The sequence below is a fragment of the Pseudomonas gebzensis genome (assembly GCF_034427815.1).
In the GTDB taxonomy this organism is placed as follows: domain Bacteria; phylum Pseudomonadota; class Gammaproteobacteria; order Pseudomonadales; family Pseudomonadaceae; genus Aquipseudomonas.
The window spans coordinates 57,780-84,594 of sequence record NZ_JAXQNS010000004.1; the positions used below are offsets into that span (position 1 = coordinate 57,780).

26 protein-coding genes are annotated in these 26,815 nt (G+C 62.7%); 15 read left to right on the top strand and 11 right to left on the bottom strand.

What is annotated here, in order from left to right; genetic code table 11:
* The first annotated feature begins 94 nt into the window (after positions 1-94).
* Together serA and SJI00_RS09180 are read left to right on the top strand one after the other, a co-directional pair.
* A complete protein-coding gene (gene serA, locus SJI00_RS09175; RefSeq protein WP_322461418.1) occupies positions 95-1,324 on the top strand; it encodes a phosphoglycerate dehydrogenase in 1,230 nt (409 codons plus the stop codon).
* 251 nt (positions 1,325-1,575) lie between these two features.
* Positions 1,576-2,052 (top strand): transporter substrate-binding domain-containing protein, encoded by a 477-nt coding sequence (locus tag SJI00_RS09180; RefSeq protein WP_322461419.1) that lies wholly within the window; start codon positions 1,576-1,578, stop codon positions 2,050-2,052.
* Here the strand turns inward: SJI00_RS09180 and SJI00_RS09185 are convergent.
* On the bottom strand, positions 2,024-2,554 hold the full coding sequence (locus tag SJI00_RS09185) for a 2-thiouracil desulfurase family protein (protein WP_322461420.1): 531 nt from the start codon (positions 2,552-2,554) through the stop codon (positions 2,024-2,026). The two genes, SJI00_RS09180 and SJI00_RS09185, sit on opposite strands and share 29 nt — an antisense overlap.
* Positions 2,541-3,173, bottom strand: coding sequence for a 2OG-Fe(II) oxygenase (locus SJI00_RS09190; RefSeq protein WP_322461710.1), 633 nt, complete (start codon positions 3,171-3,173; stop codon positions 2,541-2,543). The genes SJI00_RS09185 and SJI00_RS09190 overlap by 14 nt, the downstream gene beginning before the upstream one ends.
* A 138-nt stretch (positions 3,174-3,311) precedes the next feature.
* Here SJI00_RS09190 and SJI00_RS09195 point away from each other — a divergent pair, with 138 nt between their 5' ends.
* Positions 3,312-4,064: a DUF2059 domain-containing protein gene (locus SJI00_RS09195; protein ID WP_322461421.1), complete on the top strand. Its 753-nt coding sequence runs from the start codon at positions 3,312-3,314 to the stop codon at positions 4,062-4,064.
* Here the strand turns inward: SJI00_RS09195 and bipL are convergent, their stop codons facing one another.
* On the bottom strand, positions 4,065-4,991 hold the full coding sequence (bipL, locus tag SJI00_RS09200) for a phospholipase BipL (protein WP_322461422.1): 927 nt from the start codon (positions 4,989-4,991) through the stop codon (positions 4,065-4,067).
* 113 nt (positions 4,992-5,104) lie between these two features.
* Here bipL and SJI00_RS09205 point away from each other — a divergent pair, with 113 nt between their 5' ends.
* Positions 5,105-5,689: a DUF6436 domain-containing protein gene (locus tag SJI00_RS09205; RefSeq protein ID WP_322461423.1), complete on the top strand. Its 585-nt coding sequence runs from the start codon at positions 5,105-5,107 to the stop codon at positions 5,687-5,689.
* A complete protein-coding gene (locus SJI00_RS09210) occupies positions 5,686-8,076 on the top strand; it encodes a penicillin acylase family protein (RefSeq protein ID WP_322461424.1) in 2,391 nt (796 codons plus the stop codon). Before SJI00_RS09205 ends, SJI00_RS09210 begins: the two co-directional genes overlap by 4 nt.
* A gap of 180 nt (positions 8,077-8,256) precedes the next feature.
* Here SJI00_RS09210 and SJI00_RS09215 read toward each other — a convergent pair whose 3' ends face one another.
* The 5 genes from SJI00_RS09215 to hslO form a co-directional block, all read right to left on the bottom strand.
* Positions 8,257-9,042 (bottom strand): MetQ/NlpA family ABC transporter substrate-binding protein, encoded by a 786-nt coding sequence (locus tag SJI00_RS09215; RefSeq protein WP_322461425.1) that lies wholly within the window; start codon positions 9,040-9,042, stop codon positions 8,257-8,259.
* A 198-nt stretch (positions 9,043-9,240) separates the two neighbouring features.
* The gene (locus SJI00_RS09220) at positions 9,241-10,176 is read right to left on the bottom strand and encodes a sigma-54-dependent transcriptional regulator (RefSeq protein WP_322461426.1); all 936 of its coding nucleotides are present in this window, start codon (positions 10,174-10,176) and stop codon (positions 9,241-9,243) included.
* A 52-nt stretch (positions 10,177-10,228) separates the two neighbouring features.
* Entirely contained in the window at positions 10,229-10,810 is a 582-nt protein-coding gene (locus tag SJI00_RS09225; RefSeq protein ID WP_322461427.1) for an RBBP9/YdeN family alpha/beta hydrolase, read from the bottom strand.
* 192 nt (positions 10,811-11,002) lie between these two features.
* On the bottom strand, positions 11,003-12,544 hold the full coding sequence (locus SJI00_RS09230; RefSeq protein WP_322461428.1) for a phosphoenolpyruvate carboxykinase: 1,542 nt from the start codon (positions 12,542-12,544) through the stop codon (positions 11,003-11,005).
* Between the two features lie 182 nt (positions 12,545-12,726).
* On the bottom strand, positions 12,727-13,626 hold the full coding sequence (gene hslO / locus SJI00_RS09235; RefSeq protein ID WP_322461429.1) for an Hsp33 family molecular chaperone HslO: 900 nt from the start codon (positions 13,624-13,626) through the stop codon (positions 12,727-12,729).
* A 108-nt stretch (positions 13,627-13,734) separates the two neighbouring features.
* On the opposite strand from hslO, the gene SJI00_RS09240 reads away from it, so the two are divergent.
* Positions 13,735-14,535 carry a phosphatase PAP2 family protein gene (locus tag SJI00_RS09240; RefSeq protein ID WP_322461430.1) on the top strand — a complete coding sequence of 267 codons (801 nt, stop codon included), beginning with the start codon at positions 13,735-13,737 and terminating at the stop codon, positions 14,533-14,535.
* Between the two features lie 71 nt (positions 14,536-14,606).
* Here the strand turns inward: SJI00_RS09240 and SJI00_RS09245 are convergent, their stop codons facing one another.
* Complete coding sequence (locus SJI00_RS09245; RefSeq protein ID WP_322461431.1) at positions 14,607-15,008, bottom strand: RNA-binding S4 domain-containing protein; 402 nt, start codon at positions 15,006-15,008, stop codon at positions 14,607-14,609.
* A gap of 109 nt (positions 15,009-15,117) precedes the next feature.
* On the opposite strand from SJI00_RS09245, the gene rimB reads away from it, so the two are divergent.
* Both rimB and rimK read left to right on the top strand, forming a co-directional pair.
* Positions 15,118-15,600: a retropepsin-like aspartic endopeptidase RimB gene (rimB, locus tag SJI00_RS09250; protein WP_322461432.1), complete on the top strand. Its 483-nt coding sequence runs from the start codon at positions 15,118-15,120 to the stop codon at positions 15,598-15,600.
* On the top strand, positions 15,597-16,502 hold the full coding sequence (gene rimK / locus SJI00_RS09255; RefSeq protein ID WP_312933812.1) for a 30S ribosomal protein S6--L-glutamate ligase: 906 nt from the start codon (positions 15,597-15,599) through the stop codon (positions 16,500-16,502). The genes rimB and rimK overlap by 4 nt, the downstream gene beginning before the upstream one ends.
* Before the next feature lie 172 nt (positions 16,503-16,674).
* On the opposite strand, the gene SJI00_RS09260 is transcribed toward rimK, so the two are convergent.
* Together SJI00_RS09260 and ompR are read right to left on the bottom strand one after the other, a co-directional pair.
* A complete protein-coding gene (locus SJI00_RS09260; protein ID WP_322461433.1) occupies positions 16,675-17,988 on the bottom strand; it encodes an ATP-binding protein in 1,314 nt (437 codons plus the stop codon).
* Between the two features lie 115 nt (positions 17,989-18,103).
* Positions 18,104-18,844, bottom strand: coding sequence for an osmolarity response regulator transcription factor OmpR (gene ompR / locus SJI00_RS09265; protein WP_322461434.1), 741 nt, complete (start codon positions 18,842-18,844; stop codon positions 18,104-18,106).
* A gap of 229 nt (positions 18,845-19,073) precedes the next feature.
* Here ompR and SJI00_RS09270 point away from each other — a divergent pair, with 229 nt between their 5' ends.
* From SJI00_RS09270 to SJI00_RS09300, 7 genes are all read left to right on the top strand, one after another.
* The gene (locus SJI00_RS09270) at positions 19,074-21,398 is read left to right on the top strand and encodes a Tex family protein (protein ID WP_322461435.1); all 2,325 of its coding nucleotides are present in this window, start codon (positions 19,074-19,076) and stop codon (positions 21,396-21,398) included.
* 210 nt (positions 21,399-21,608) lie between these two features.
* Positions 21,609-23,201, top strand: a complete 1,593-nt coding sequence (gene gshA, locus SJI00_RS09275; protein WP_322461436.1) for a glutamate--cysteine ligase — start codon at positions 21,609-21,611, stop codon at positions 23,199-23,201.
* On the top strand, positions 23,201-23,833 hold the full coding sequence (locus SJI00_RS09280) for a TetR/AcrR family transcriptional regulator (protein ID WP_322461437.1): 633 nt from the start codon (positions 23,201-23,203) through the stop codon (positions 23,831-23,833). The genes gshA and SJI00_RS09280 overlap by 1 nt, the downstream gene beginning before the upstream one ends.
* A gap of 502 nt (positions 23,834-24,335) precedes the next feature.
* A complete protein-coding gene (locus SJI00_RS09285; RefSeq protein ID WP_322461438.1) occupies positions 24,336-25,181 on the top strand; it encodes a colicin E3/pyocin S6 family cytotoxin in 846 nt (281 codons plus the stop codon).
* An 11-nt stretch (positions 25,182-25,192) separates the two neighbouring features.
* Positions 25,193-25,432 (top strand): pyocin S6 family toxin immunity protein, encoded by a 240-nt coding sequence (locus SJI00_RS09290; RefSeq protein ID WP_322461439.1) that lies wholly within the window; start codon positions 25,193-25,195, stop codon positions 25,430-25,432.
* A 315-nt stretch (positions 25,433-25,747) separates the two neighbouring features.
* A complete protein-coding gene (locus tag SJI00_RS09295) occupies positions 25,748-26,056 on the top strand; it encodes a pyocin S6 family toxin immunity protein (protein ID WP_322461440.1) in 309 nt (102 codons plus the stop codon).
* A gap of 377 nt (positions 26,057-26,433) precedes the next feature.
* Entirely contained in the window at positions 26,434-26,703 is a 270-nt protein-coding gene (locus SJI00_RS09300) for a DUF3916 domain-containing protein (protein ID WP_322461441.1), read from the top strand.
* Positions 26,704-26,815: the final 112 nt, after the last annotated feature.

Sequence of the window (26,815 nt, forward strand, 5' to 3'; positions counted from 1 at the left end):
CATGGTAACATCTTGCCCCCATCGTTCGTGCTAGGGCCCGCCGCCACGGCACTGCAACCTCGCCATTTTCTCTCAGGGATACAGGTTTACGCACATGAGCAAGACCTCTTTGGAAAAGAGCAAGATCAGGTTCCTTCTGCTTGAAGGTGTACACCAGAACGCCGTTGATACCCTGAAGGCTGCCGGTTATACCAACATCGAGTACTTCACAGGCTCCTTGCCTGAAGCCGAGCTGAAGGAAAAGATCGCGGACGCGCACTTCATCGGCATTCGTTCGCGTACCCAACTGACCGAAGAGCTCTTCGAGTGTGCGAAGAAGCTGGTCGCGGTGGGCTGTTTCTGCATCGGTACCAACCAGGTCGACCTCAACGCGGCCCGCGAACGCGGCATCGCCGTGTTCAACGCGCCGTACTCCAACACCCGTTCGGTGGCCGAGCTGGTGCTGGCCGAAGCCATCCTGCTGCTGCGCGGCATCCCTGAGAAAAACGCCTCCTGCCATCGTGGCGGCTGGATCAAGAGCGCGGCCAATTCGTTCGAGATCCGTGGCAAGAAACTGGGCATCGTCGGCTACGGCTCGATTGGTACGCAGCTGTCGGTGCTGGCCGAGAGCTTAGGGATGCAGGTCTACTTCTACGACCCGCTGACCAAGCTGCCGCTGGGCAACGCTACCCAAGTGGCATCGCTCAACGAGCTGCTGGGCCTGGCCGATATCGTCTCTTTGCATGTGCCTGAGCTGCCGTCCACCCAGTGGATGATCGGCGAGAAGGAAATCCGTGCCATGAAAAAGGGCGCGATCCTGATCAACGCTGCCCGCGGCACCGTGGTGGAGCTGGATCACCTGGCCAATGCCATCAAGGACAAGCACCTGATCGGTGCTGCCATCGACGTGTTCCCGGTCGAGCCGCGCTCCAATGACGAAGAGTTCGAAAGCCCGCTGCGCGGCCTGGACAACGTCATCCTGACCCCGCACATCGGTGGCTCCACGGCCGAAGCGCAGGCCAACATCGGTCTGGAAGTGGCCGAGAAGCTGGTCAAGTACAGCGACAACGGCACCTCGGTATCGTCGGTCAACTTCCCTGAAGTGGCCCTGCCGGCTCACCCAGGCAAGCACCGCCTGCTGCACATCCACCAGAACATCCCGGGTGTGCTCAGCGAGATCAACAGCCTGTTCGCGGCCAACGGCATCAACATCTCGGGCCAGTTCCTGCAGACTGACGACAAGGTCGGTTACGTGGTGATCGACGTGGACGCCGAATATTCCGACCTGGCACAGGAAAAACTGCAGCATGTGAAGGGTACGATTCGCTCGCGCGTCTTGTTCTGACACCGATCGCTGCACCAGAAGGCCCGGACTGCTCCGGGCCTTTTTTTGCCAGGGCGGCAGGCTCGGCGCTGCGCACCACCTGTGCGGTCGCAACATGCTGCCCATCCCCGCCACACGCCCTGCGGGCAAAAACTCCGCGCCCCGGCAAACCTAACGCCAGCTTCACGGTCATAGGCACCGTTCGACCGGGCCGGCAGGCACTGCGCAGAATGCCCGGCGCCTGCCATTCACACGACAGAAAGGGACACCCCATGCGTTCATCCATAGGCGTACTGCTTGCAGTACTGATCAGTCCACTGGCTCAGGCCGAGTTGCTGGACGAAGTCAACGACCGGGGCGAACTGCGCATCGCGGTGCAGGCCGACACGGCGCCCTACGCCTTCAAGGACGGCGAACACCTGACCGGTTTCGACGTTGAGCTTGGCCAGGCATTGGCCAGCGAGCTGGACCTGCGCCCCGCGTTCATCGAGGTGCCTGCCGAGCAGGTGATGGCCGGTGTGCAGAGCGGCCTGTATGACGTGGCCCTGGACGAGCAGCCTGTACCCACCCAGGCCGAGCTCGATACCAGCCAGCCGTACAGCACGGGCGAGCGGGCGATTCCGTTTCAGAAGGACAATCCTGCGTTCAAGAGCGCGGTGAACAACGCCCTGCAACGGCTCAAGGAGGCGGGGCAGTTGGCTGAGCTCGAAGCCAGATGGCTCAAGCCTGAGGCGACGGCGGCTCAATAAGCGGCTCATCGAGCAGGGCCAAGGCCCGCTCGGCGGCATCGAGCTCCAACTCGCTGAAGACCTGCACACCTTCGCGCCGCAACAAGGCGGTAGTGACCCCCTCCCCCGGCACTTTGACGCCGCTGAACGTGCCGTCGTAGGTGAGGCGGTTGCCGCACGAGGGGCTGCCCGATTTGAGCACCGCGATGCTGATGGCGTGCCGGCGCACCAGCGCCAGCGCTTGCCGGGCACCGGCCACGAAGGCGGCGCTGACGTCGTCGGCGGCGAGGGTCAGGACCTGCGCTGTACCGTCGAGCACCTGCGCACCCTGGCCACCGGGAATTTCTGCCGCGGGGCGCGGGGTGGGCAGACCGCCCGCCACTTCCGGACACAACGGTACGACGCGGCCCTCGGCCTGCCAGCGCTGCAACAGGCCGGGATGACCGCTGGCGCGGCCGTCGTAGCGCACGGGTTGGCCGAGCAGGCAGGCGCTGACCAGCACCGTCGGCTTAGAACGGCTCATTGCCACGTCGCCGGAACCAGCCTGTGAGCGACAGCCGCTGGCAGTGGGTGGGCAGCACTTCGTGGGGCACCTGGCCGGACAGAAACACCACCAGCGAACCCGCCAGGGGCGGGACGTCGAGCACCTCGTGTTCAGCGAGGAACAGGCGCAGCTCGCCGCCCTGGCCACGCTGCCAGTGCTCGTTCAGGTACAGCACGGCAGACACCATGCGCCGGTCGTCATCGCGAAAGCGGTCCAGGTGCCGGCGGTAGAACGCCCCGGGCGGGTACAGCGCAAAATGGCACTCGAAGTCTTCCAAGCCCAGGAACAGGCCACGGTTGATGGCCAGGCGCAGGCTGTCCATGACGGCCAGGTACTGGTCGCAAGACGGCGCTTCACCGGGTTCGAGCCATTGCGTCTGGTCGCCACGAATGGTCTCGCGCACTTCCTGGGCAACGCCCCGGCCAATGCCCGCAGGGCTCAGCTCGCCCTCGGCAGAACGGCGCAGGCACTCGTTGGCGAGTGCGCGGGTCAGTTCAGTGGGCAGGAACAGGGCCTGCTGCGACCAGCCACGCAGGGCCAGATCGTCGACGATGGCCGATAACATCGGGTGTTCGAGAGGTAGGGTCATGGTCGGCATCATAGCGGCAAGCCTGGCAGGCGCACAGCACCGTTAGCGGGTTCGCCGAAGGTGCCGCCTGGCCGAGAACCGCACCGGATCGCTCGACAAACGCCGCCCGCGCCACAGACAATAGCGCCCTGCCGACAGGAGTCTTGAATGCGCCGTCCGTTTTCCCTGCTTCTGCTGATGATCTGCGCCATGCCTGTCTGGGCAGACAGTCTTGATCAACTGTACAAAGCCGCCGGCTGGCCCGAGCAGCGCGCCCACTTTACCGATGCCCTGAGCGCCGCCCAGCAACGCTATCGCAATAGCCTGCCGCCGGCGGTGTTCCAGGCGCTGGTGAGCAACAGCAACCAGCGCTTCGAGGCCGAGGCCATCGATCGCCGCGCGCTGGCGCAGTTGCGCGCGACCCTGCCCGATGCCTCGCCCGCCCTGACGTTCTTCCAGTCCCCCTTGGGCCGCAAGATCGTGGCCGCCGAGCTGCTGGCCACGCGCAAGGATCAGCTGGCGAAGAATGCCCAGGGCCTGCCGAAGATCGAAGCCAGCGATGACCGCTTGCTGACCATCGGCCACTTGGCCCAAGCGCTGCCGGCGCGTGAGGCCGGTGCTGAAGTGAGCCTGGCCATTGCCGGCGTGGCGGCCGACAGCCTCAGCTCGATGCTTCCCGGCCTGTTCGGCAGTGGCCAGGCCCATGGCATGCTCGACGGCCAGCGCCAGCGGCTGATGCAGCAGATTGGTGCGGACCTCAACAACACCTTGCTGTATGTCTATCGCGGGTTGTCTGACACCGAGCTGGAAGCGTTCGCCACCTTCGCCGAATCCCCGCAAGGCCAAGCCTACTACAACGCTGCCGTGGCCGCAGTGCGCGCAGGGCTTGCGGTCGGCCAGAGCAGCGCCGACCTGCGCTGATCAACCCAGACGCTGGCTGAAGAAGTCGAAACAGCGCTGGCGGATCGCCGGCACTTCATTGGCCAGATGATGCCGCGCCTCCGGCAGCATGAGGATCAGCGGCGTGCTGAATTTTCGCTGCAGCACCTTGAGGTTGTACGGCCAGTCGACCGTCCCGTCCTGTTCGCCCTGCACGATCAACAGCGCCCGATCACTGTGCGGCGCGGCCTCGATGCGTTTGATCCACGCCACCAGCGCACCGACCCAGGCGGTCGGTAGACGCCGCGGTTGCAGCGGGTCGGCCTGCAGAAACGGCAGAAACGCCGGATCACTGCTGTTGGCGGTGAAACGCCGTTCGATGCCATTGACGAAATGGCGCAGCACGCAATAGCTGAACTTCGACCGCCCCCACGCCCGCGGACGCACCAACGGCGCCAGTAGCATCACCTGGCCATCCACCGGGCTTTGCCCCGCGCAGTGCAACAGGTGATCGACCACGATGGCGCCGCCGGTACTCTGTCCGCACAGGTGCCAGGGGCGCGGGAGCTCCAGCGCAGTCGCCTGGTTGAACAGTGTGTCGAGCACCTGCTGGTACACCGCAAAATCATCGATGCTGGCGCGCGTGCCGCTCGACAGCCCATGGCCGGGCAAATCACAGCTGATCACCACATAACCCAGCCCCAGCGCCCATTCGATCACATGCCGGTACAGGCCCATGTGGTCGTAGAAGCCGTGCAGCAGAAACAGCGTGGCGACCGGCGCAGCAGGCCTCCAGACCTGCCCGACCACCTCGAAGTCGGCCACCTCGAAGACCCCGAGGTAGCGCTCAGCGCCCATGGCGATGCCATAGAACTGCTGATAGGCCAAGGCCTGCGCGTCCAGCGCAGCACGCTCGGCGAGCGGCGCAAGGCTGGCACGAAGCCGATCGGGGTGAAAGGTAGCTGACATGGGCGGGTCCGAACACACGAGTATTGACCTGTGATATTCAGCTCTGGCTCACGCCGTGGCAAGCTGGACGCCCTATCACCGCCACAGGCCCGCGTGGCGTTTCTGGATCGATCATGCTCAGCCGCCCTCGCACCACCGTGTGGATCATCTTGTTGGCCCTGGCTGCCGGCACCCTCGCCTGGCTTGCCTATGCCAGCTTCAAGGCCCGTTACCTGCGCCCCTTCGACAGTCAAACGGCCGTCTTCACCGGCGCGGCCCTGCGCCTGCCCGCCGAACTGGCCGGCCCCGGCCCGATTCGCGTGGTGCACTTCTGGGACCCGGCCTGCCCTTGCAACGTCGGCAACCAGCAACACCTTGGCGAGCTGGTGGAACGCTATGCCGGTGACCAGGTGAGCTTCTACATGGCGCAGAAACCAGGCACCCACGGCCAATTGCCGGCACCGCTGAATCGCCTGCGCTCCTTGCCGATACTGCCCGGTAGCGAACAACTGCCGGCCAGCCCCGCTGTGGCCATCTGGGATCGGCGAGGCACGCTGGTGTACCTGGGCCCCTACAGCGAAGGCGCGGCGTGCACTGCGAGCAACAGCTTCATCGAGCCGATCCTCGACGCGCTGCGCGCAGGGCGCCCGGTCAATGCCACCAATACCTTGGCCGTGGGCTGCTACTGTCCGTGGTCCACCGCCGAGACGCCACGATGAAACGCCGCCTGTGGGTTCTGCTGCTGTGCATCACGCTGGCGCTGATCGGGACCGCCGCCGGGTACATCCACGGCAAACAGCCAAGGCGCAGCGGAGCAATTACCCTCGACGGCCTGCAAGCGCCGGTCAGCGTGCGCTTCGATGAGCGCGGCGTGCCGCACCTGCAGGCGCAGAACGAAGCCGACCTGTACCGTGCCCTGGGTTACGTGCACGCCCAGGACCGCTTGTTCCAGATGGAGATCATGCGTCGCCTCGCTCGCGGCGAGCTGGCCGAGGTGCTGGGCGCATCGCTGTTGCCTACCGACACCCTGTTTCGCAGCCTGCGCATTGCCGAGCAGGCCAGACGCATGGCCGAGCGACAAGACAAGCAAGGCCACACCTGGCGAGCGCTGCAGGCCTACCTGGACGGGGTCAACGCCTGGCAGGCCGAGCATCGGCCCATGGAATTCGACCTGTTGGGCATCACGCCGCGGCCCTTTACCGCAGAAGACACCTTCAGCATCGCCGGTTATCTGGCCTACAGCTTTGCCGCCGCCTTTCGCACCGAGCCGGTGCTGACCTACATCCGTGACCAGCTGGGCGCCGAGTACCTGGGCATGTTCGACCTCGACTGGCAGCCTGCCGGCGCGCTTGCCACACCGCTGGTCGGCGTTGACTGGCGCAGCCTCGAACGCCTGGCCCAGCTCAGTGCCGAGGCGCTGCCGAGCGCGGGCCTGCCGCAGTTCGAAGGCAGCAACGCCTGGGCTGTGGCGGGCAGCCACACGCGCAGTGGCAAGCCGCTGCTGGCCGGCGACCCGCACATCAGTTTCTCGGTGCCGGCGGTGTGGTACGAGGCCGAACTGAGTGCGCCGGGCTTCAACCTGTACGGGTATCACCTGGCGCTCAACCCCTTCGCCCTGCTCGGCCACAACCGCGACTTCGGCTGGAGCCTGACCATGTTCCAGAACGACGATACCGACCTCATTGCCGAACGGGTCAACCCGGCCAATGCGCTAGAAGTGTGGGTAGACGGCCGCTGGCAGGCCCTGCAACAGGAGGATGTGCACATTGCGGTGAAGGGCCAGGCGCCGGTGACCGTCAGCCTGCGCCGCTCGCCCCACGGGCCCATCGTCAACAGCGTGCTCGGTGACAGCGCAGGCCCCGCGCCGGTGGCGTTGTGGTGGGCGTTTCTGGAAACCGACAATCCGATTCTCGACGGCTTCTACCAGCTCAACCGCGCAACTGGGCTGGATCAGGCCCGTGCGGCCGCCAGCCTGATCCATGCACCCGGCCTGAACCTGGTGTGGGCCAATGCCCAAGGCGATATCGGCTGGTGGGCGGCTGCACGCTTGCCGATCCGCCCGAACGGCGTGAATCCGGCGTTCCTGCTCGATGGCAGCACACCTGAGGCGGCCAAGCTGGGCTTTCGTCCTTTCAGTGCGAACCCGCAGCAGGAGAATCCGGCCAGCGGCTACATCGTCTCGGCCAACGCGCAGCCGCCGGGTGAGGTGCCCATTGCCGGCTATTACAACCTGGCAGACCGTGCTCGCCAGCTGAATCGGCAACTGAGCCAGACCGATATGAAATGGGACGCCCAGAACACCCAGGCCCTGCAGCTCGACGTCAGCAGCGACTACGGCCCGCGCACCCTCGCCCCGTTGCTGATGACCTTGCGCGCGGTAGCGCGCGAGGGGCAGGAACGCGAACTGGTCGAACAACTGGCCGCCTGGAACGGCGACTACCCGCTCGCCTCCACCAGCGCCACGCTGTTCAACCAGTTCCTCTACGAACTGGCCTTTGCCGCCTTGCATGACGAGCTGGGCGATGACTGGTTCAAGGTACTGCTCGGCACCCGCGCCATCGACGCGGCGCTGCCGCGGCTGGCCGCAGATGCCGAATCACCCTGGTGGCAGACCCGCGGCAGCGCCACGCCGACCGACCGCACCGCCATCGTGGCGCTGGCCTGGCAGCGCAGCCTCACCCACTTGCGCGAGACCTTCGGCGCCGATCCGGCCCGCTGGCAATGGGGCAAGGCCCACACCCTGACCCACGCCCACCCGCTGGGCGTGCGCAAGCCGCTGGACTGGCTGCTCAACGTCGGCCCCTACCCCGCGCCTGGCACCCACGAAGTGCCGAACAACCTTTCCGCCAGGATCGGCCCGGCGCCATGGCCGGTGACCTACGGCCCTTCGACCCGGCGCATCATCGATTTCGCCGATGCCGGGCAAGCGTTGAGCAGCAACCCGGTCGGCCAGAGCGGCGTGCCGTTCGACCGCCACTATGCCGATCAGGCGCAGCACTATGTAGAGGGTGGCTATGTGCGTGCGCAACTGGCGGTGATTCCGGCACGCAGCACCTTGCGACTGTTGCCGGGCAAACACCCCGCCCTGCCGCAGGCCGCGCGGTAAAGGCTGCTGGGCGGCCCATCGCAACTGACCGCGGCGCCGGGCCGGCACTGTGCGGCGAGCTGCGCAAAACGCCCTGCGCGCGACAGCGGCACCCCACCGCCAGGTCGACCTTCGTAGAAAAGCCTGCACAAAAAAACCGGCGCCAGGCGCCGGTTTCTTGAGGTTGCCGGACCGCGGCGATCAGAACGCCGGCAGTACTGCACCCTGGTATTTCTTCTCGATGAAGGCTTTCACTTCAGGGCTGGTCAGCGCCTTGGCCAGTTTCTGCATGGCCTCGCTGTCCTTGTTGTCCGGGCGTGCGACCAGGAAGTTCACGTAAGGCGAGTCGCTGCCTTCGATCACCAGCGCGTCCTTGGCCGGGTTCAGGCCCGCTTCCAGTGCGTAGTTGGTGTTGATCATGTCCAGGTCAACCTGATCCAGCACGCGCGGCAGCATGGCCGATTCCAATTCGCGGAACTTGAGGTGCTTCTTGTTCTCGGCGATGTCTTTGGGCGTGGCCAAGGCGTTGGTCGGGTCTTTCAAGGTGATCAGGCCAGCTTTTTGCAGCAGCAACAAGGCGCGGCCGCTGTTGCTGCCCTCGTTGGGAATGGCAACGGTGGCGCCGTCTTTCAGCTCGTCCAGGCTTTTGACCTTCTTCGAGTAGCCGCCGAAGGGTTCGACGTGAACGCCGATCACGGTTTCCAGATGGGTGCCTTTGCCCTCGTTGAAGCTCTTCAGATACGGCAGGGTCTGGAAGTAGTTGGCGTCCAGACGCTTCTGGTCGACCTGCACGTTAGGCTGCACGTAGTCGGTGAACACCTTGATCTCGAGGTCTACACCTTCCTTGGCCAGGGTCGGTTTGATCAGTTCGAGGATTTCGGCGTGAGGCACAGGGGTTGCGGCTACGATCAGTTTTTCAGCGGCAGTGGCAAAACCCGAGAGCGACAGCGCAGCGGCCAGGGCGGTGGTCAGCAACGTCTTTTTCATGGTGTTCCTTGTTCAAGTTCGATGACCATCGACGATGGCGAAGTTCGGGTACCGGCGGGCAGACGGGCCGGTGTGAAACGGACGATACCGGGATTCTTTATGCCTTAACAATCTATTTCATCGCGCTTTTTATGCCAAAAAAGAACAGCGTTATAACCATTTGCCGCTCAACGTTTGGCGGCCGGTTCGGGGCAGCGATCAGCCCAGCGCCGACAGCGCTTGAGTCAGCGTTTCCCTGAGTCGATTCAGGGTCTGCGGTTCGCGACTCTGACCGATCTGAGCCGCGTGGGCTGCCAACTGCTGGATCGGGTCGAGCGTCGGTAGCCCCAGGTCTTCGACCTGCACCTCATCGTTGCCGCTGACGAGCAGAGCAAAATGAATGACGTTCTCCAGCTCCCGGGTGTTGCCGGGCCAGTCGTGGGCCTGGAGCGCCAATTGCGCCGCCTCGCTGAGCAACGGTACGGCGCGGTCAAGCCGAACGCTGTAGATGCCTACGAAGTATTCAGCCAGCGGCAGAATGTCGCCCACCCGCTCGCGCAACGCGGGCAGTACCAGCTCGCCCTCGCGCAGATAGCGGTGCAGGCCGTCGTTGAATCGACCGGCACGCACGGCGCCGGCCAGGTCGATGCTGGAAGCGGCCACCAGGCGTACGTCTACCGCGTGTGGCTGATGCGCGCCAACCCGCGTCACCTCACGGTTTTCCAAGGCCGCGAGCAACTTGGCCTGGATGGTCAGCGGCAGGTCGGCGATCTCGTCCAGGTACAAGGTGCCGCCGTTTGCCGAGCCGAACCACCCCGCTCGGCCGCTGGCCGTACCGCCCAGGCTGCCAGGGCTGTAGCCGAACAGTTCGGCGTCGGCGTAGGTGGGGCTGATCGCCGCGCAGTTGACCGACACGAACAGGCCGCCGCGGTCGCTGGCGCGATGGACCTGGCGCGCCAGCAGCTCCTTGCCCGTGCCGGTCTCGCCGCGAATCAATACCGGCAGCGGTTGTGGCGCCAGACGTTCCAGTTGCTGACGCAGCCGCTGGGAACGCGGATCAACGAACACCAGCGCCTTGGCGCGGATGCTCAGCGGGCTTTTGTCCAGTTCGGGAAAGGTCAGCAGCGGCTGACCGAGGGGGTGATGCAGGCTCATCGGGGACTCCCAGCAGACCGCCTTACCCAGGGTCTGCGTTGATACCGGTGGATCAGGCGCGCCGCAGCAGGCGCTGTTCGGCCTGCCCTTGCAGCCGGTAGAGGAAGGCGAAACCTTGCTCCCAGCGCTCATGCCCGGACTTGACGTTGATGTGCCCGGCGCCCGGTAGCAGAGCCACCTCGGCGCCCCAGGCCTGGGCCAGTTGCACGGCGCGCGCGGCACTGACGGCGGCATCGTTATCGGAACTCACCACTTGGCTGGCAAACGGCAGCCGCTGCATCGGGATCGACGCAAAGTTGTGCAACGCTGGCGAGCAGCCAGCCCGCTCCACATCCGCCGGCGCTACCAGCAAAGCGCCACGTACGCGCGCCAGCAACGCGGTATCGGCCTGCGCCGCCCAGTGCGCCACGGTGATGCAGCCCAGGCTGTGGGCCACAAGAATGACGGGGGTGGGCGCGGCAAGGATGGCGTGCTCCAACGCGGCGACCCAGTCAAGTCGCTGGGGGGCGAGCCAGTCATGCTGCTCGACCCGGTCACTGTTGGGCAACGTGCGCTGCCAATGGCTCTGCCAGTGATTGTCTGGCGACCCTTGCCAGCCCGGCACGATCAGGTAGCGGATCGTTTGGTTGCGCATGGGGAAACTCCCTGAAAAATCCTGTTCGTTTCGGGAGAGTATAAAGACGGGTTTAGATACATAAAGGAATAACTGGCTATTTGTTAATAACCAAAAGTAGAAGCAACGCGTCGATGTCCGTGCTTGCTTGCACGGCCAGCGCCTACAAAAAAGCCGCCCCGGAGGGCGGCTTCTGATCATCGACGTCGGTCGTTACAGCTGAGGACCTGCCGCGACGATGGCGTCGGAAACCTCGAACTTCTTGAAGTTCTCGACGAACAACTTGGCCAGGCCTTTGGCTGCTTCGTCGTAGGCCGCCTGGTCAGCCCAGGTATTGCGCGGGTTGAGCAGTTGGGTATCGACGCCCGGCACGGCTTTGGGCACGTCCAGGTTGATCACGCCGACATGCTCGGTTTCAGCACCCACCAACGCACCGCTCTGGATCGCAGCGATTACCGCACGCGTGGTCGGGATGTTGAAGCGCTTGCCAACGCCGTAGCCACCGCCAGTCCAGCCGGTGTTGACCAGGTAGACCTTCGAGCCGAAACCATTGATACGCTTGATCAGCAGCTCAGCGTATTCGCCCGCCGGACGCGGGAAGAACGGCGCGCCGAAGCAGGTGGAGAAGGTCGACTTGATGCCGCCGCCCGAGCCCATTTCGGTGGAGCCGACCAGCGCGGTGTAACCGGACAGGAAGTGGTAGGCCGCCTGCTCGTTGTTGAGGATCGACACCGGCGGCAGAACGCCGGTCAGGTCGCAGGTCAGGAAGATCACGGCATTGGGCTCGCCGCCCAGGTTCGCGTCCGAACGCTTGGCAACGTGCTCCAGCGGGTAGGCCGCACGGCTGTTCTGGGTCAGGCTGACATCGGTGTAGTCGGCGTGCTTGGCGTCATCGATGATGACGTTTTCCAGCACAGCGCCATGCTTGATGGCTTTCCAGATGACCGGCTCGTTCTTCTCGGAGAGGTCGATGCACTTGGCATAGCAACCGCCTTCCATGTTGAAGACCACGCCTTCGCCCCAACCGTGCTCGTCATCGCCGATCAGGTAGCGGCTTTCGTCGGCCGACAGGGTGGTCTTGCCAGTGCCCGACAGGCCGAAGAACAGGGTCACATCACCCTCTTCGCCGATGTTGGCCGCGCAGTGCATGGGCAGTACGTCGGCAGCCGGCAGCAGGAAGTTCTGCACCGAGAACATGGCTTTCTTCATTTCGCCGGCATAACGCATGCCTGCGATCAGTACTTTCTTCTGCGCGAAGTTGATGATCACGCAGCCATCGGAGTTGGTGCCGTCACGCTCTGGCACGCACTCGAAGTTGGCAACGTTGAGCACTTGCCACTCGTCGCGGCCCGCTGGGTTGTACTGCTCGGGATTGATGAACAGGCAACGGCCAAACAGGTTCTGCCAGGCAGTCTGAGTGGTCATCTTGACCGCCAGGTAGTGCTCGGCAGCGGCCCCTACGTGAACGTAGGAAACGAAGTGATCCTGAGCATCGTTGAAGGCCTGCACGCGGTCCCACAGCGCGTCGAACTTGTCGGCTGGGAACTTGCGGTTGATCGGGCCCCAGGCGATGGCGTCCTGAGTAGTGGATTCTTCGACGATGAAACGATCAGCCGGCGAACGGCCTGTACGGTGGCCGGTTTCCACAACCAGCGCACCTGTATCGGCGAGCACGCCTTCACCGCGGGACAGCGCTTCTTTTACCAGTTCATCGACGCTCAGGTCGGTGTGCACGGTGTTATTGGCTTGCGTCATGCGAGTTCCTCATCCGGCCCGAGGCCGAGTGCTCCGAACGTTTTTGTAGTCGTCTGTAAAAAACTACTACAGTGGAAAAAAGTGGCGGGATTATGCCAGAAACGCCCAAAAAAAGTAGGCCCCTCCTGTCAGAACAGGGGTTTAGCGCAATTCGACAGGAGATTATCGCGAGCTTAAACGTTTCAGTGGCGAGTTTCTGAAGGCGTCTCTGTGCCGCCACCACTGAACAACTGCTCGATATCGTTGGCATCGAACGCATACCGCTCGTTGCAGAACTGGCAATCCACTTCCACTTGCCCACCATATTCTTCGACCAGCGCCTTGGCATCGGCTTCGCCGAGGCTGGCCAGGGCATTGCCGGAACGCTCACGCGAGCAGCTGCAGTGGAAGCGCAACGACTGGCCATCGAACAGGCGCACCGCATCTTCGTGGAACAGCCGGTGCAGCAGGGTTTCGTTGCTCTCGCCCCACTCCTGGGCCTTCAACGTGCTGGCCAGTGCCAGAACGTGCTGCCAGCTCTCTTCGCGCTCGTCTGCATCGGGCTCACGGTCGACGGGCAGCTGTTGCAGCAGCAGGCCACGTGCCTTGCCAGCGCTGACGTCGAGCCAGAAGCGCGTGTTCAGCTGCTGCGACTGAATGAAGTAGTTGGTGAAGCACTGGGCGATGTCGACGCCGTCGAGGTCGACGGTGCCCTGGTAGCGCTGGCCCTTGACCGGATCGATGGTGAGCGTCAGATGGCCATCAGGCATCAGCTCGGCCAAGGTGGCGTCGGCATTGATCTGGTCGGCTTCGTAGCGAGCCACACCACGAATCTCGCGTTCACCCGAGCATTCCACCATCAATAGAGGAATGGGGCCCTGCGAGCGCGCCTGCAGAATCAGCAGACCGTCGAACTTCAATGCGCCGACCAGCAACGCCGTGGCCGCCATCAGTTCGCCAAGCAGGGTCGCGACTGGCGCCGGGTAGGCATGGCGGGCCAGGACCTGGGCGTAGCTGTGGTCCAGCGACACCCACTCGCCGCGGACATCGCGGTCGTCGAAGATGAAACGTTGTGTGAAATCGGTGTCAGGCAAGTCGCTCATAGGTTCTGGTTATCTGAAAATAATGTCAAAATATTGTGAAAAGGATGAATATCCCGCTGCCGAGCGCTGTCTGAACGCTCTCATTTTTGCTGCTGATAAAGGTATTTTATGGACAATCAACCACTGTTCCAAGCCAAGTGGCGTTGGGGCCCTTTGGCAGCCTGCACCGCTCTGCCCATCGCACTACTGTGTTTCTGGTTATGGCCGTTTGGCCAGATGCTGTGTCTGACTTTCGACGAGTGGCTGTTCCATGCCCTCAATGCCCCATTGGCTGACAACACCACGTGGCGTCTGATCTGGACCGTAGGCAGCCTGCGACCCTTCGATATCGTCGTCGGGTTGATCATGCTGGCACTGCTGATCCGCGGAGAGTGGGTGTTCAGGGCCTTCCAGGTACGTGAAGCCTTCTTCGGCTTTCTGGTCGCGCTGCTCCTCTTAGTGGTGATTCGCGCGCTGTTTTCCAAGTGGGTCGATGCCATGGGCTGGCAGCATTCCAGCCCCTCGATGAATTTCGACAGCGCCGTGCACCTGAGTGACTACTACCCCAACCTGGAAAAATCCTGGGAGCTCAAGGACCGCTCCAGCAAGAGTTTCCCGGGTGACCATGCGTCCGTGCTGCTGATCTGGGCACTGTTCATGAGCTTGTTCGCTCGCCGCGCAGCGCACCACATCGCGATCTGGGCGCTGGCCGTGATGTTCATGCTGCCGCGCCTGGTGGCCGGCGCCCACTGGGGCCAGGATGACTACATCGGTGGCCTGCTGATGGCCGTGCTGGCACTGGGCTGGAGCTGCTATACCCCGCTGGCGGCCAAGGCCAGCGCGGCGTTGGTGCGCTGGACGGCGCCGCTATTTCGCCTCCTGCACAAGCTGCCGCTGATCGATCGCATGAGTATTGTGCGTCGGGCCTGAGCGTTTTACCGGGGCGGCGACGGGCCGCCGCCTAGAACCGAGCCCTGCACAACGCGGGCTCGCGACCGGTCTTAGTCGAAACTGCCGTGCAGATGATGGATCTGCCGGCGCTGTTTCTTGTTCGGCCGACCGTCAGTGGTCATACCCAGGGCGCCTGCCTTGCGCAACTCGGCCGCTTTCTCGCGCTGGCGGATGCTCTCTTCGGTTTCCTCGTACAGGGTTTGCGCTTCGGGCGCGCCGCGGCGCACGCTGGACAGCGCCTTGACCACAACGGTCTTCTCGTCAAAACCCATGCGCAGCACGAATTGGTCACCTAGCCGCGGCTCCTTGCCGGGTTTGCAGCGCTCACCTCGACAATGCACCTTGCCGCTCTCGATGGCAGCCTTGGCCAAGGCACGCGTCTTGTAGAACCGGGCCGCCCAGAGCCACTTGTCGAGGCGAACCTTGTCGTCATCTTCCGCCTTGCTCGCCATCTGATTCCCTCGAATTCTTTCGTTCAAGGAACTGTACTACCTTCACTTGCGGATGCAAAAAATCCGTGCGGTGCTTACAGTGCACCACCTTATCCGCAGGGTGCGTTTAGTGAAGACATTTGACCATCTGAGTGTGATCGGCCTGCGCGAGTGGGTAGCCTTGCCAGGCCTGGGCGTTGCCGGGCTGCGGGCCAAGATCGACACCGGCGCCAGCACCTCCAGCCTGCATGCCACCGACATCGAACTGTTCGAGCGCGACGGCCAGCCCTGGGTCCGTTTCATCGCCCATCTGGGCAGCCTCAAACAGCTGCGCCACCACCCCGGCGAAGCGCCCCTGGTTTCGATCAAGCGGGTCAGAAGCTCCAACGGGCACGCGCAAACCCGCTACGTGATCCGCACACCGCTGGCACTGGGTGATCGGGTCTGGGAAGTCGAGTTCACCCTGGCCTGCAGAAAACGCATGCGCTATCGACTTTTGATTGGCTCGAAAGCACTTGTCCACGGTCAATTGGTAGTGAACCCAGGATTGAAATACGTACAGGACAAACCGGCCTATCCGGCAATCATTTTTCCCGCCACAGGTGCCGCATGAAGATCGCCGTGCTTTCGCGTAATCCGCGTCTGTATTCCACCCGCCGCCTGGTCGAGGCTGGTACCCAGCGTGGCCATGAGATGGTGGTCATCGATACGCTTCGCGCGTACATGAACATCGCCAGCCACAAACCGCAGATTCACTACCGCGGCAAGCCGCTGGAAGGCTTCGACGCAGTCATTCCGCGCATCGGTGCGTCGGTGACCTTCTACGGCTGCGCGGTCCTGCGCCAGTTTGAAATGATGGGGGTGTATCCGCTGAACGAATCGGTGGCGATCGCTCGCTCGCGCGACAAGTTGCGCTCGCTGCAGTTGTTGTCACGGCGCGGTATTGGCCTGCCGGTCACAGGGTTCGCCCACTCGCCCGACGACATCCCCGACCTCATCGACATGGTCAGCGGCGCTCCCCTGGTCATCAAGGTGCTCGAAGGCACCCAGGGGATCGGCGTGGTGTTGTGTGAAACCGCCAAGGCCGCAGAGTCGGTGATCGAGGCGTTCATGGGCCTGAAGCAGAACATCATGGTCCAGGAATACATCAAGGAAGCCGGTGGCGCCGATATCCGCTGCTTCGTGGTGGGCGACAAGGTCATTGCCTCGATGAAGCGCCAGGCCAAGCCTGGGGAGTTCCGTTCCAACCTGCACCGCGGCGGTGTCGCCAGCCTGATCAAGATCACCCCCGAAGAACGCATGACGGCCATCCGTGCGGCCAAGGTCATGGGGTTGAGCGTTGCGGGGGTGGATATTCTGCGTTCCAACCATGGCCCCTTGGTCATGGAGGTGAACTCCTCGCCAGGCCTCGAAGGTATTGAAGTCACCACCAGCAAGGACGTGGCGGGCATGATCATCGAACACCTGGAAAAGCACGGCGGCCCTAACCAGACCCGGACCAAGGGCAAGGGCTGAACGCAGTCAGGCCCGATGCACTCTGCGTGTGCATCGGGCCTGACAGGTGTGGGCTGTGCGTCAAGAGCATCGATTCGACATGGCCCGACCAAGCGTGGCCCGACCAGACGTGGCCCGATCTGCCACGGGCCGACTCCACGCAGCCCCTTCACACCGCACCTCGGAGCGCCGATCAGACGGCGTTGCGTGGCAGCATCAAGCCCAGTGGCAGCCTGACCCGTGCCTCTATACCGCCACCCGAACGATTACGCAGTTCAACATTGCCGCCATGCTGAGCGGCAATCCGCCTGACGATCGCAAGGCCCAGGCCGGTGCCCTTGCCGCCACGCGCCCGGTCACCGCGAATGAACGGGTTGAAGATGCTCTGCAGTTCGGCCTCGTCGATCCCCACACCTCGGTCCAGCACGCTCAGTACCACGTAAGGCGCGCTGTGGTCCCCCGACACATAGGCCGCCACTTCCACCCCCTCCCCGGCATGGTGCAAGGCGTTGCCGATCAAGTTGTCGAGCATTCGCTTGATCGATACCCGGCGCAGCGGAAATGGCGGGATCGGTTCGAGGCACAATCGCACGCGCTCTTCGGGCTGGTTGTACGGGGCGACCACTTCGCCGATCAGCGCCGTGAGGTCAATCTCTTCCACCGGCTCGTCGCGACCATCGCGGATGAATGCCAGGAACTGATCGAGGATGGCATCCATGTCTTCGATGTCGCGGACCATGTCGTCGGTCAGGTCGTTTTCCGAGCCCATCAATGACAACGACAGCCGCAACCGCGTCAGCGGCGTGCGCAAGTCGTGGGAGACTCCCGCCAGCATCAATTCTCGCTCGCGGCCGGCCTGTTCGACGTCTTCGGCCATCTGGTTGAAAGAGCGATAGACCTCGGCCATTTCGCTGGGGGTATCGCTGATCGGCAGCCGCACGCTGCGCCCCTGGCCCAGTTGCCGGGCGGCGAACACCAGGCGCTTGAGCGGCTGGTTGAGCTGGCGCACGAAAATCCAGGCCGAGGCTGTGGACAACAGGCCAATGGCCAGGAACCAGCCCAGTACGTTCCAGATTTTCTGGCCGCGCAATGGATGCGGGTACAACGGCACCTTCAGCCAGCCCGGCCCCAGGCTCGGGGCATTGACCCACAGCGCCGGTGGGGCGTGGATACGCAAGCGTACCTCGGTGTCCTCGCCCAGCTCGGCCTGCATCTGGCGCTGGTAGATCTCGCTGTAGGGCCAATGCTGTTCACCCTCTGGCACCCCGGAGCCCGTCACCCGGATCAGCCCTGCGGCTTCGGCGATGCGTTCGCGGTTCTCTTCGTCAGCCGCCCAGTACGCACGCAGGGTCAAGGCCACGCCGTGGCTGTACTGGCGATCGACCAGCACGTCTTCGTTCATCAGCAGGTACACCAGGGTCAGCGCCTTGGAGAACAGCACGACGATCAGCACCAGCCACAAGGTGCGGGAGAAGAAGCTTTGCGGGAACCAGAGAGGGGTTTTCATCAGGACGACTACTGTGTGGCAAGGGCAGGACGGAACTGCGGGACCGTTGCAGACGCAAGCAGGGCGACCCCGAAGGATCGCCCTGCAGCATCCGCTATGCCCTGCAAACGGCACTTCATTTGCTGGCGTTGCCATCCGGCACGAAGACATAACCCACGCCCCAGACCGTCTGGATATAGCGCGGTTTGGAAGGGTCGGGCTCGATCATGCGGCGCAGGCGAGAAATCTGCACGTCGATGGAGCGCTCCAGCGCGTCCCACTCGCGACCGCGGGCCAGGTTCATCAGCTTGTCTCGGGTCAGCGGCTCGCGGGCGTGCATGACCAGTGCCTTGAGCACGGCGAACTCGCCGGTGGTGAGCATGTGGACTTCATCGCCACGCTTGAGCTCGCGGGTGGCCAGAGACAGCTCGTAATCGCCGAAGGTGACGGTTTCGTCTTCGCTGCCCGGCGCACCTGGCACGCTGGGCGACTGCCGGCGCAGTACGGCCTTGACGCGAGCGACCAGTTCATCGGGGTTGAAGGGTTTGGCCAGGTAGTCATCGGCGCCCAGCTCCAGGCCCTTGATGCGGCTCAGCTCATCACCCTTGGCGGTGAGCATGATGATCGGGATCTGGTTGTTCGCGGCGCGCAGCCGGCGGCAGGCCGACAGGCCGTCTTCGCCGGGCAGCATGAGGTCGAGCACCACGAGGTTGAAGACTTCACGCGCCAACAGGCGGTCCATGTGTTCGGCATTGGGCACCGCACGGGCGCGGTAGCCCTTGCTGGTGAAGAAACGCTCGAGCAGGCTGCTCAGCCCAGGATCGTCATCGACGATGAGAATCTTCTCGCCTTCAACGTTGTTTGCAGTGCTGCTCATGACTAGCTCCTCTGATGTCGGCACGCATTATGGCGTAGCCGCTGAGCCGCGTGCCCTGTGCATTGTTAACAGATTTTTCCCGGGGTGCCACTTCCCGCCTCTCAGCACTGGCCAGGGGCCATCACCGCACGCTGGGCACGATGCGTATAATGCGCGGCTTTCCATCGCGGCGGCCCGTTGCGGGCGCCTCATGCGGTCTTCAGTACTCACAATTTGTCAGGTGGTTTTCATGGACAGCATCAACAGCCGTATCGCCGAGGAACTGGGCGTTCGCCCACAGCAGGTCGAGGCGGCCGTGGCCTTGTTGGACGAAGGCTCGACGGTGCCTTTCATCGCCCGTTACCGCAAAGAAGTCACCGGTAGCCTGGACGACACCCAACTGCGCCACCTCGACGAGCGCCTGCGCTACCTGCGCGAGCTGAACGAGCGCCGCGCCAGCATCCTCGCGAGCATCCAGGAACAGGGCAAGCTGACCCCGGAGCTGACCCGCGACATCAACCTGGCCGACACCAAGACCCGCCTCGAAGACCTTTACCTGCCGTACAAGCAGAAGCGCCGCACCAAGGGCCAGATCGCCCTGGAAGCCGGCCTCGGCGAGCTGGCCGACGCGCTGTTCGACGACCCGCAGAAAAACCCGGAAACCGAAGCTGTGCGCTTCGTCGATGCCGACAAGGGTGTGGCGGACGTCAAGGCCGCTCTGGAGGGCGCCAAGTACATCCTCATGGAGCGCTTCGCCGAAGACGCGGGCCTGCTGGAAAAGCTGCGCACCTTCCTCAAGCAGGAAGCCGTGCTCAGCGCAAGGCTGGTCGCCGGCAAGGAAGAGGAAGGCGCCAAGTTCCGTGACTACTTCGCCCATGACGAAGTGCTGCGCAGCGTGCCGTCGCACCGCGCCCTGGCGATCTTCCGCGGGCGCAACGAAGACGTGCTCAGTGCCTCGCTGAAAGTGGGCGAAGAACTGCCCGGCACCCTGCACCCGTGCGAGCTGATGATCGGCGAACACGTGGGTCTGGAAAACCGTGGCCGCGCCGCCGACAAATGGCTGGCCGAAGTGGTGCGCTGGACCTGGAAGGTCAAGCTCTATACCCACCTTGAAACCGACCTGCTCGGCGAGCTGCGCGAAGGCGCTGAAAGCGAGGCGATCAACGTCTTCGCGCACAACCTGCACGACCTGCTGCTGGCAGCACCCGCCGGTCCGCGTACGACCCTGGGCCTGGACCCGGGCCTGCGCACCGGCTGCAAGGTGGCGGTGGTCGATGCCACCGGCAAGGTGCTCGACACCGCCACCGTTTACCCGCACGTGCCGCGCAACGACTGGGACCGCACCATTGCCGTGCTGGCCGCCCTGTGCGCCAAGCACTCGGTGGAACTGCTGGCCATCGGCAACGGCACCGCCAGCCGCGAAACCGACAAGCTGGCCGCTGACCTGATCAAGCTCTACCCGGCCCTGAAAATGACCAAAGTCATGGTCTCGGAAGCTGGCGCTTCGGTGTATTCGGCCTCAGAGCTGGCCGCCCGCGAGTTCCCGGACCTGGACGTGTCGATCCGTGGCGCCGTGTCGATCGCCCGCCGCCTGCAGGACCCGCTCGCCGAACTGGTGAAGATCGACCCGAAATCGATTGGCGTGGGCCAGTACCAGCACGATGTATCCCAGGTGAAACTGGCGCGCGGCCTGGATGCGGTGGTGGAAGACTGCGTGAACGCCGTGGGCGTCGACGTCAACACCGCTTCGGTGGCGCTGCTGACGCGGATTTCCGGCCTCAATGCAACGCTGGCGCAGAACATCGTCGCCCACCGCGACGCCAACGGCCCGTTCGCCACCCGCGCGGCGCTGAAGAAAGTCAGCCGCCTGGGCGAAAAAACCTTCGAACAGGCCGCCGGCTTCCTGCGTGTGATGAGCGGCGACAACCCGCTTGACGCCTCTGCCGTGCACCCTGAGGCCTACCCGCTGGTGCAGCGCATTGCCGCCAACACCGACCGCGACATTCGCTCGCTGATCGGCGACAGTGCCTTCCTCAAGCGCCTGGACCCCAAGCGCTTCACCGACGAAACCTTCGGCCTGCCCACCGTCACCGACATCCTGCAGGAGCTGGACAAGCCCGGCCGTGACCCGCGCCCCGAGTTCAAGACCGCCTCGTTCCAGGAGGGCGTCGAAGACCTCAAGGACCTCGAGCCGGGCATGATCCTCGAAGGCGTGGTGACCAACGTCACCAACTTCGGCGCGTTCGTCGACATCGGCGTGCACCAGGACGGTTTGGTGCACATCTCCGCGCTGTCGGAAAAGTTCGTCAAAGACCCACGCGAGGCGGTCAAGGCCGGTGATGTGGTCAAGGTCAAGGTCATGGAAGTGGACATCCCGCGCAAGCGTGTGGGCCTGTCGATGCGCATGAGCGACACCCCTGGCGAGAAGGTCGAAGGCCAGCGCAATGGCGGTCGTGGCCAAGGCGGCAATCGCCCGCAGCAGGCACCTCGCCCACGTGAAACCAGCACCGCCGCGCCGGCCAACAACGCCATGGCCTCGCTGTTCGCCAACGCCAAACAACTGAAGAAGAAGTAGGCCTCGACGCCGACGTGTCCACAGGCGACTGGCACGTCGGCAACGCCCACGGAACCTTCTCCCCCTGCTAGCTCACCAACGGGTATCTGCGGTACTTTTCGAGGGTGCGCAGGCACTGCCGGACCCGCGGAAAACAGGCGACAACGCCAGTTCCTTTTTTCCTACCCTTGTAGACCGTCATTCCTACCCCCATATTGGGCCGACTGACGCGTGAAGGAATCCAACTTGAGTGACCTCCTCAACCGCCGCCTGAGCCTGCTCGGCGCCAATCTTCCTCTGCTCGCGCAGTGCCTGCACGGCATTGAACGTGAATGCCTTCGTGTGACCGCCGAAGGTCGCCTGGCCCAGACCCCGCATCCGCATACCCTGGGATCGGCGCTGACCAACGAGCAGATCACCACCGACTACTCCGAATCCCTGCTCGAGTTCATCACCCCTGCCCTGGCCGACCCGGCCAAGGTACTGGAGAACCTCGAAGAGATTCACCGCTTCGTCTACACCGGGCTCGGCGACGAGTACCTGTGGAGCCCCTCGATGCCCTGCCCGCTGCCGGCCGAGGAAGACATTCCCATCGCCGAGTACGGCACCTCGAACATCGGCAAGCTCAAGCACGTGTACCGCAAGGGCCTGGCCCTGCGCTACGGCCGCACCATGCAGTGCATCGCCGGCATCCACTACAACTTCTCCTTGCCCGAAGCCCTGTGGCCGCTGCTGCGCGACGCCGAAGGCAGCCAGGACAGCGACCGCGACTTCCAGTCGAAGATGTACATCGGGCTGATCCGCAATTTCCGCCGCTACAGCTGGCTGCTGATGTACCTGTTCGGCGCCTCGCCTGCGCTGGACGCAGGCTTCCTGCGTGGCCGCGCGCATCAGCTGGAGCAGTTCGACGCCAACACCCTGTACCTGCCCTACGCCACCAGCCTGCGCATGAGCGACCTGGGTTACCAGAGCAATGCCCAAGCGGGCCTTACGCCCTGCTACAACGACCTGGCCAGCTACACCGACAGCCTGCGCCGCGCGGTCGCCACGCCGTATCCGGCGTATGTCGAGGTGGGTACGCACAAGGACGGCGAGTGGGTGCAGCTCAATACCAATGTGCTGCAGATCGAGAACGAGTACTACTCCAACATCCGCCCCAAACGCGTCACCTACACCGGCGAGCGGCCGATCCAGGCCTTGGTCGCCCGCGGCGTGCAGTACGTCGAAGTGCGCTGCCTGGACATCAACCCGTTCCTGCCGGTGGGCATCGACCTGGCGCAATCGCGCTTTCTCGACGCCTTCCTGCTGCTCTGCGCGCTGGACGACAGCCCGCAGCTCGACAACGCCGAGTGCAGCCAATGCACCAGCAACTTCCTGGCGGTGGTCAAGGAAGGTCGTCGGCCGGGGCTGGAGCTCAGCCGCAAAGGCCAGGCGATCAGCCTGACCGATTGGGCCACCGACTTGCTCGACCGCATCGCCCCCTTCGCTGATCTGCTGGATCTGGCCCATGGCGGTGAGGCGCATGGCAATGCCTTGGCCCAGCAACGCGCCAGGGTCGAGGATCCGTCGTTGACCCCGTCGGCGCGGGTGCTGGCGAGCATGCAGCAGCACCAGGAAGGCTTTGCCGCCTTCTCCATGCGCCAGAGCCTGGCCCATGCCCAGACGCTGCGCAGCGCGCCGCTGAGCGCCGAGCAGCAACAGGCGTTCGAGGCACAGGCACGCGAATCACTGGTGGCGCAGACGCGTCTGGAGCAGGAAGAAGTGGGTGATTTCGACCTGTTCGTCGGAGCCTACCAGGCCAGCATCCTGGCCATCAGTACCTGATGAGCCGCGCGCCCGGCCCGCGCCGGCTTCGCGCCAGCAGCCAGGCGCGGATCGAGGCGATTCTCGCTGCGGCCCGCGACCTGCTGCCTGAACACGGCGTGGCCGGGCTGTCGATCTACAGCGTGGCCGAGCGGGCGCAAATCCCGCCGTCTTCGGTGTACCACTTCTTCGCCAGCGTGCCGGCCCTGCTCGAAGCGCTGACCGCCGACATCCACCGCGCTTTTCGCGCGGCCTTGCAGGCCCCCATCGACACCAACGCGCTGACGACCTGGCATGACCTGGCACGGCTGGTCGAGCAGCGCACCCAGGCCATCTACAGCGAGGACGCCGCGGCGCGCCAGCTGATCCTCGCCCAGCACGGGCTGAACGAAGTCACCCGCGCCGACCGCCAGCACGACCTGGAGCTGGACAGCCTGATGCGCGCGCTGTTCGAGCAGCACTTTCACCTGCCCGCCCTGCCTGAAGACGTGGATGTATTTGCTCTGGCGATGGCGTTGAGCGATCGGGTGTATGCGCGGTCGGTGCAGCTGCACGACAGCATTACGCCACGTATGGCTGAAGAAGGGATGCGGGTGTTCGAGGCGTATCTGGGGTTGTATCTGCCGGCGTTTCTCGTGAAGCGTTGCCGCTAATCACACTGCACGCGCCACAGCGGGCTGCTGGCGATAACGCTGCAGAGCTGATCACACCTGATACCACTATGTCTTGAGCGCCACTTGCCTAGAAGAATCTCAGACGCGTCTTACAGCGTCTGGGCGATGAGTTCTTTAGGGTCATCCGATTGCCCCTTTTGAAAAGGACTGTCGAATGGCGAAGGACAGGTGGTTCAGCCCCATGCCCAGCGTGCCTAATCGGGCACGTAGCAACAAGCCGCCGGCACAGCAACCTGCCACCGATGCCCTGCCATCCAATCATCACGCTGAGCGCCGGGCGCCCTACTAAGCGCTTCCTGAGCGCCCTGCCCCCGCCAAAGGCCTCTCACGAGGCTGCGTATTCTGCAAGCCAATCGCACTGCCTAATGGCGCCTACAACCATGACAACTACAACGGTTTTATCCCTACCGACCTGATTCAGGCTTATGGCCAGTCAACGCTGCTGGGTGGACATTCGCTGGGCGGTGAAGGTGCGCTGCCGTTGCAAGTCATTGGCGGCGATCCATTGCCAGCCGCTTTGGGCGCTTTGACACTCACGGGCCTTGGCGTCAGCAGCGAATCAGCAGCGCTGCGGATAGGCGCGGGCCTTGTTGCCAGTAATGTCGTCGGCGTTCTCGCGCTGCTGTGGCCTTCCAGCTTGGGCGATAGCGCGCTCTACAGCGACGAACAGTTACGATCCTTGGAAACGGCACGCACCCGCGTGCGGCTTCAGGTCGAACTGCAGCCTGATGGCACGCTCAAGGGATATGGCTTCAATACCCAGACACGCCGCGACTGGGAACAGGTGCCAGTGGTGCAATTCAAGCTGCAAGGTGAGCAGCAAGTCGCCGACTTCGGCAATGGCGTCACACTTATCTGGACTCCGGCAGTCGATACCAGCCGCGCCTCAGCAATACCGCCTTTGCAAGGAGCCCCCGACACACCCGCTATCTGGATATTCCCGCCGACCGAGCAGGCGGATCGGGTCATCGTCAACCCGATTTATCCGCCGGAGTATCGGGATTTCATACTGGTGTTTCCAGCGGATGCTGGGATTCGGCCGTTGTATGTTGTGCTCAGCACAAACGCAGATGGCGACTATTTTCCATCTCCAGCAACGCTACCGGCATTTCCATTGGCTGTTCGCGCGAAAGCGAAAGCCTATGTTCAAGGAGGTGGAAAAAAACGCATGCGCTGGAAAGACAAAAGGGGAAAGATTTATGAGTGGGATTCGCAGCATGGTGCTGTGGAAATTTATGACAAGCAAGGAAACCACTTAGGAGAATTCGACCATGAAACGGGAGTCCAATTGAAACCTGCAGTACCTGGCCGAACCACCCCTAAATGAAAGGAGCAAATATGCAGTTATTGATAATGGGATTCTTACCAGAACCCCACGATGATGACTCTGAGAAATTTTCATATTTTGTGAAACCTGATCAAGAAGAGCGTATTTTACAAATCATAGGCTGGCATTCTCTGAACGAAGGTTGTGATGGTGTGCAGGACCTTGATGCTGAGCAAACTTTGGAAATAAGCCGTCTTCTGAGTGAACCCCGGCTGTTGGCGCTATCACTTAGCATCACGACCTGCCTTTGAAGGCGGCTGCGAAGACCGAATTTTCATCGCTCACGGGCGCCATTTCTGAATGTTACAGGCTGAAAGGAAATACTAGCGCGCTAGGGGAAAAATGTTATGTTCAGCACATCGAGTCACTCCAGCTAGCGTCCAAACCTACGCCTATTTCCTGTATTTCCTGAAATCTACAAAGTATGCGGGAAGTCAACAGTTCAAGGAGGCGGAAAATACGTGCTCGATGGTTGGATCGTAAAGGAAAAATACACGAATGAGACTACGAGAATGGCCAAGTAGAGATATATGACGAACAAGGCAGTCATCTTGGAGAATTCGATCATGAAACTGGAAAACAAACCAAGCCGGCCAAGCCAGGGCGAAAAACCCCACGATAAGGAAAATACGATGTTCCTTTATGTGACCGGATTTTTTCCAGAACCACACCCAGACGAAACTTTGCAATTCGAGCTGATCGTTCACCGTCAAGACGAACAGGCCGTACTCGAAATAATGGAATGGCAGTCGTTGAACGATGGATACGACGGTGAACAGGAATTGACGCCGCCACAAAAACTGGCGTTAGAAAAACGTCTAGGCATGACCTCTGACAAAGAACTCACGCTGTTCATCAGCACCATTTCAGGTTGACGTGATGCCAGACAGGTGAACGCTTGAAGCGCACGAGCCAGATACCTGGCGATCCAAATGCTGTTGCCCGCACCTAAAGCAATGATCTGAATATTCCATGAAGCAGAATCAAGAGGGCTATCTGGAATTGGCAAGCTGCCAGTTACTCGATCAACGTTCTGGCATCTCCGCAAAGCCCGTAAGGGGCATCGCACGAGGCTCGCGCACGCTTGGACGATAGACATCCACATGTGAAGGTCAGCTCTACCCAAAGGCCGAACACGAGCAAGGCTACGAACTGGAAAATTCCGATTCACGCAGCTTCATTCGAGGGACCGCAAGCCGCTACTGGACGCTAGGCTTTCTGTATACCACAGTTAATTGAGGCGGCGAATCACTTGTCAAGGGCGGCTCATCATTCGGCTGGCTACTATCGTGTGGCCTGCCGGATAATCTGGCCTTGGATATTTCAAAACGAAGTGACGATTTTCTACGATCGGGATTACTACCTGAGACTTCTTGGCGACTCTCATCCGTTAGAAACCGATCTGCTCAGCAAAAAATTAGGACTGCATCTGCCGGCAAACGTCATCGAGCATGGGCACGACGTCACCGGACCTGACGATGAAGGCTCCGTCCAGTGGTGGTACCTCGGTGAGCCGGCCTGAAATCCTCATCAGCGACAATGTCGAATTTGCATCCCGATCTCGGCGGACTCAAGTTCCATAGCTGAATCATAACAGCCAACGCGCTCACTCCCCGGTTTCTTCAACGCGATAT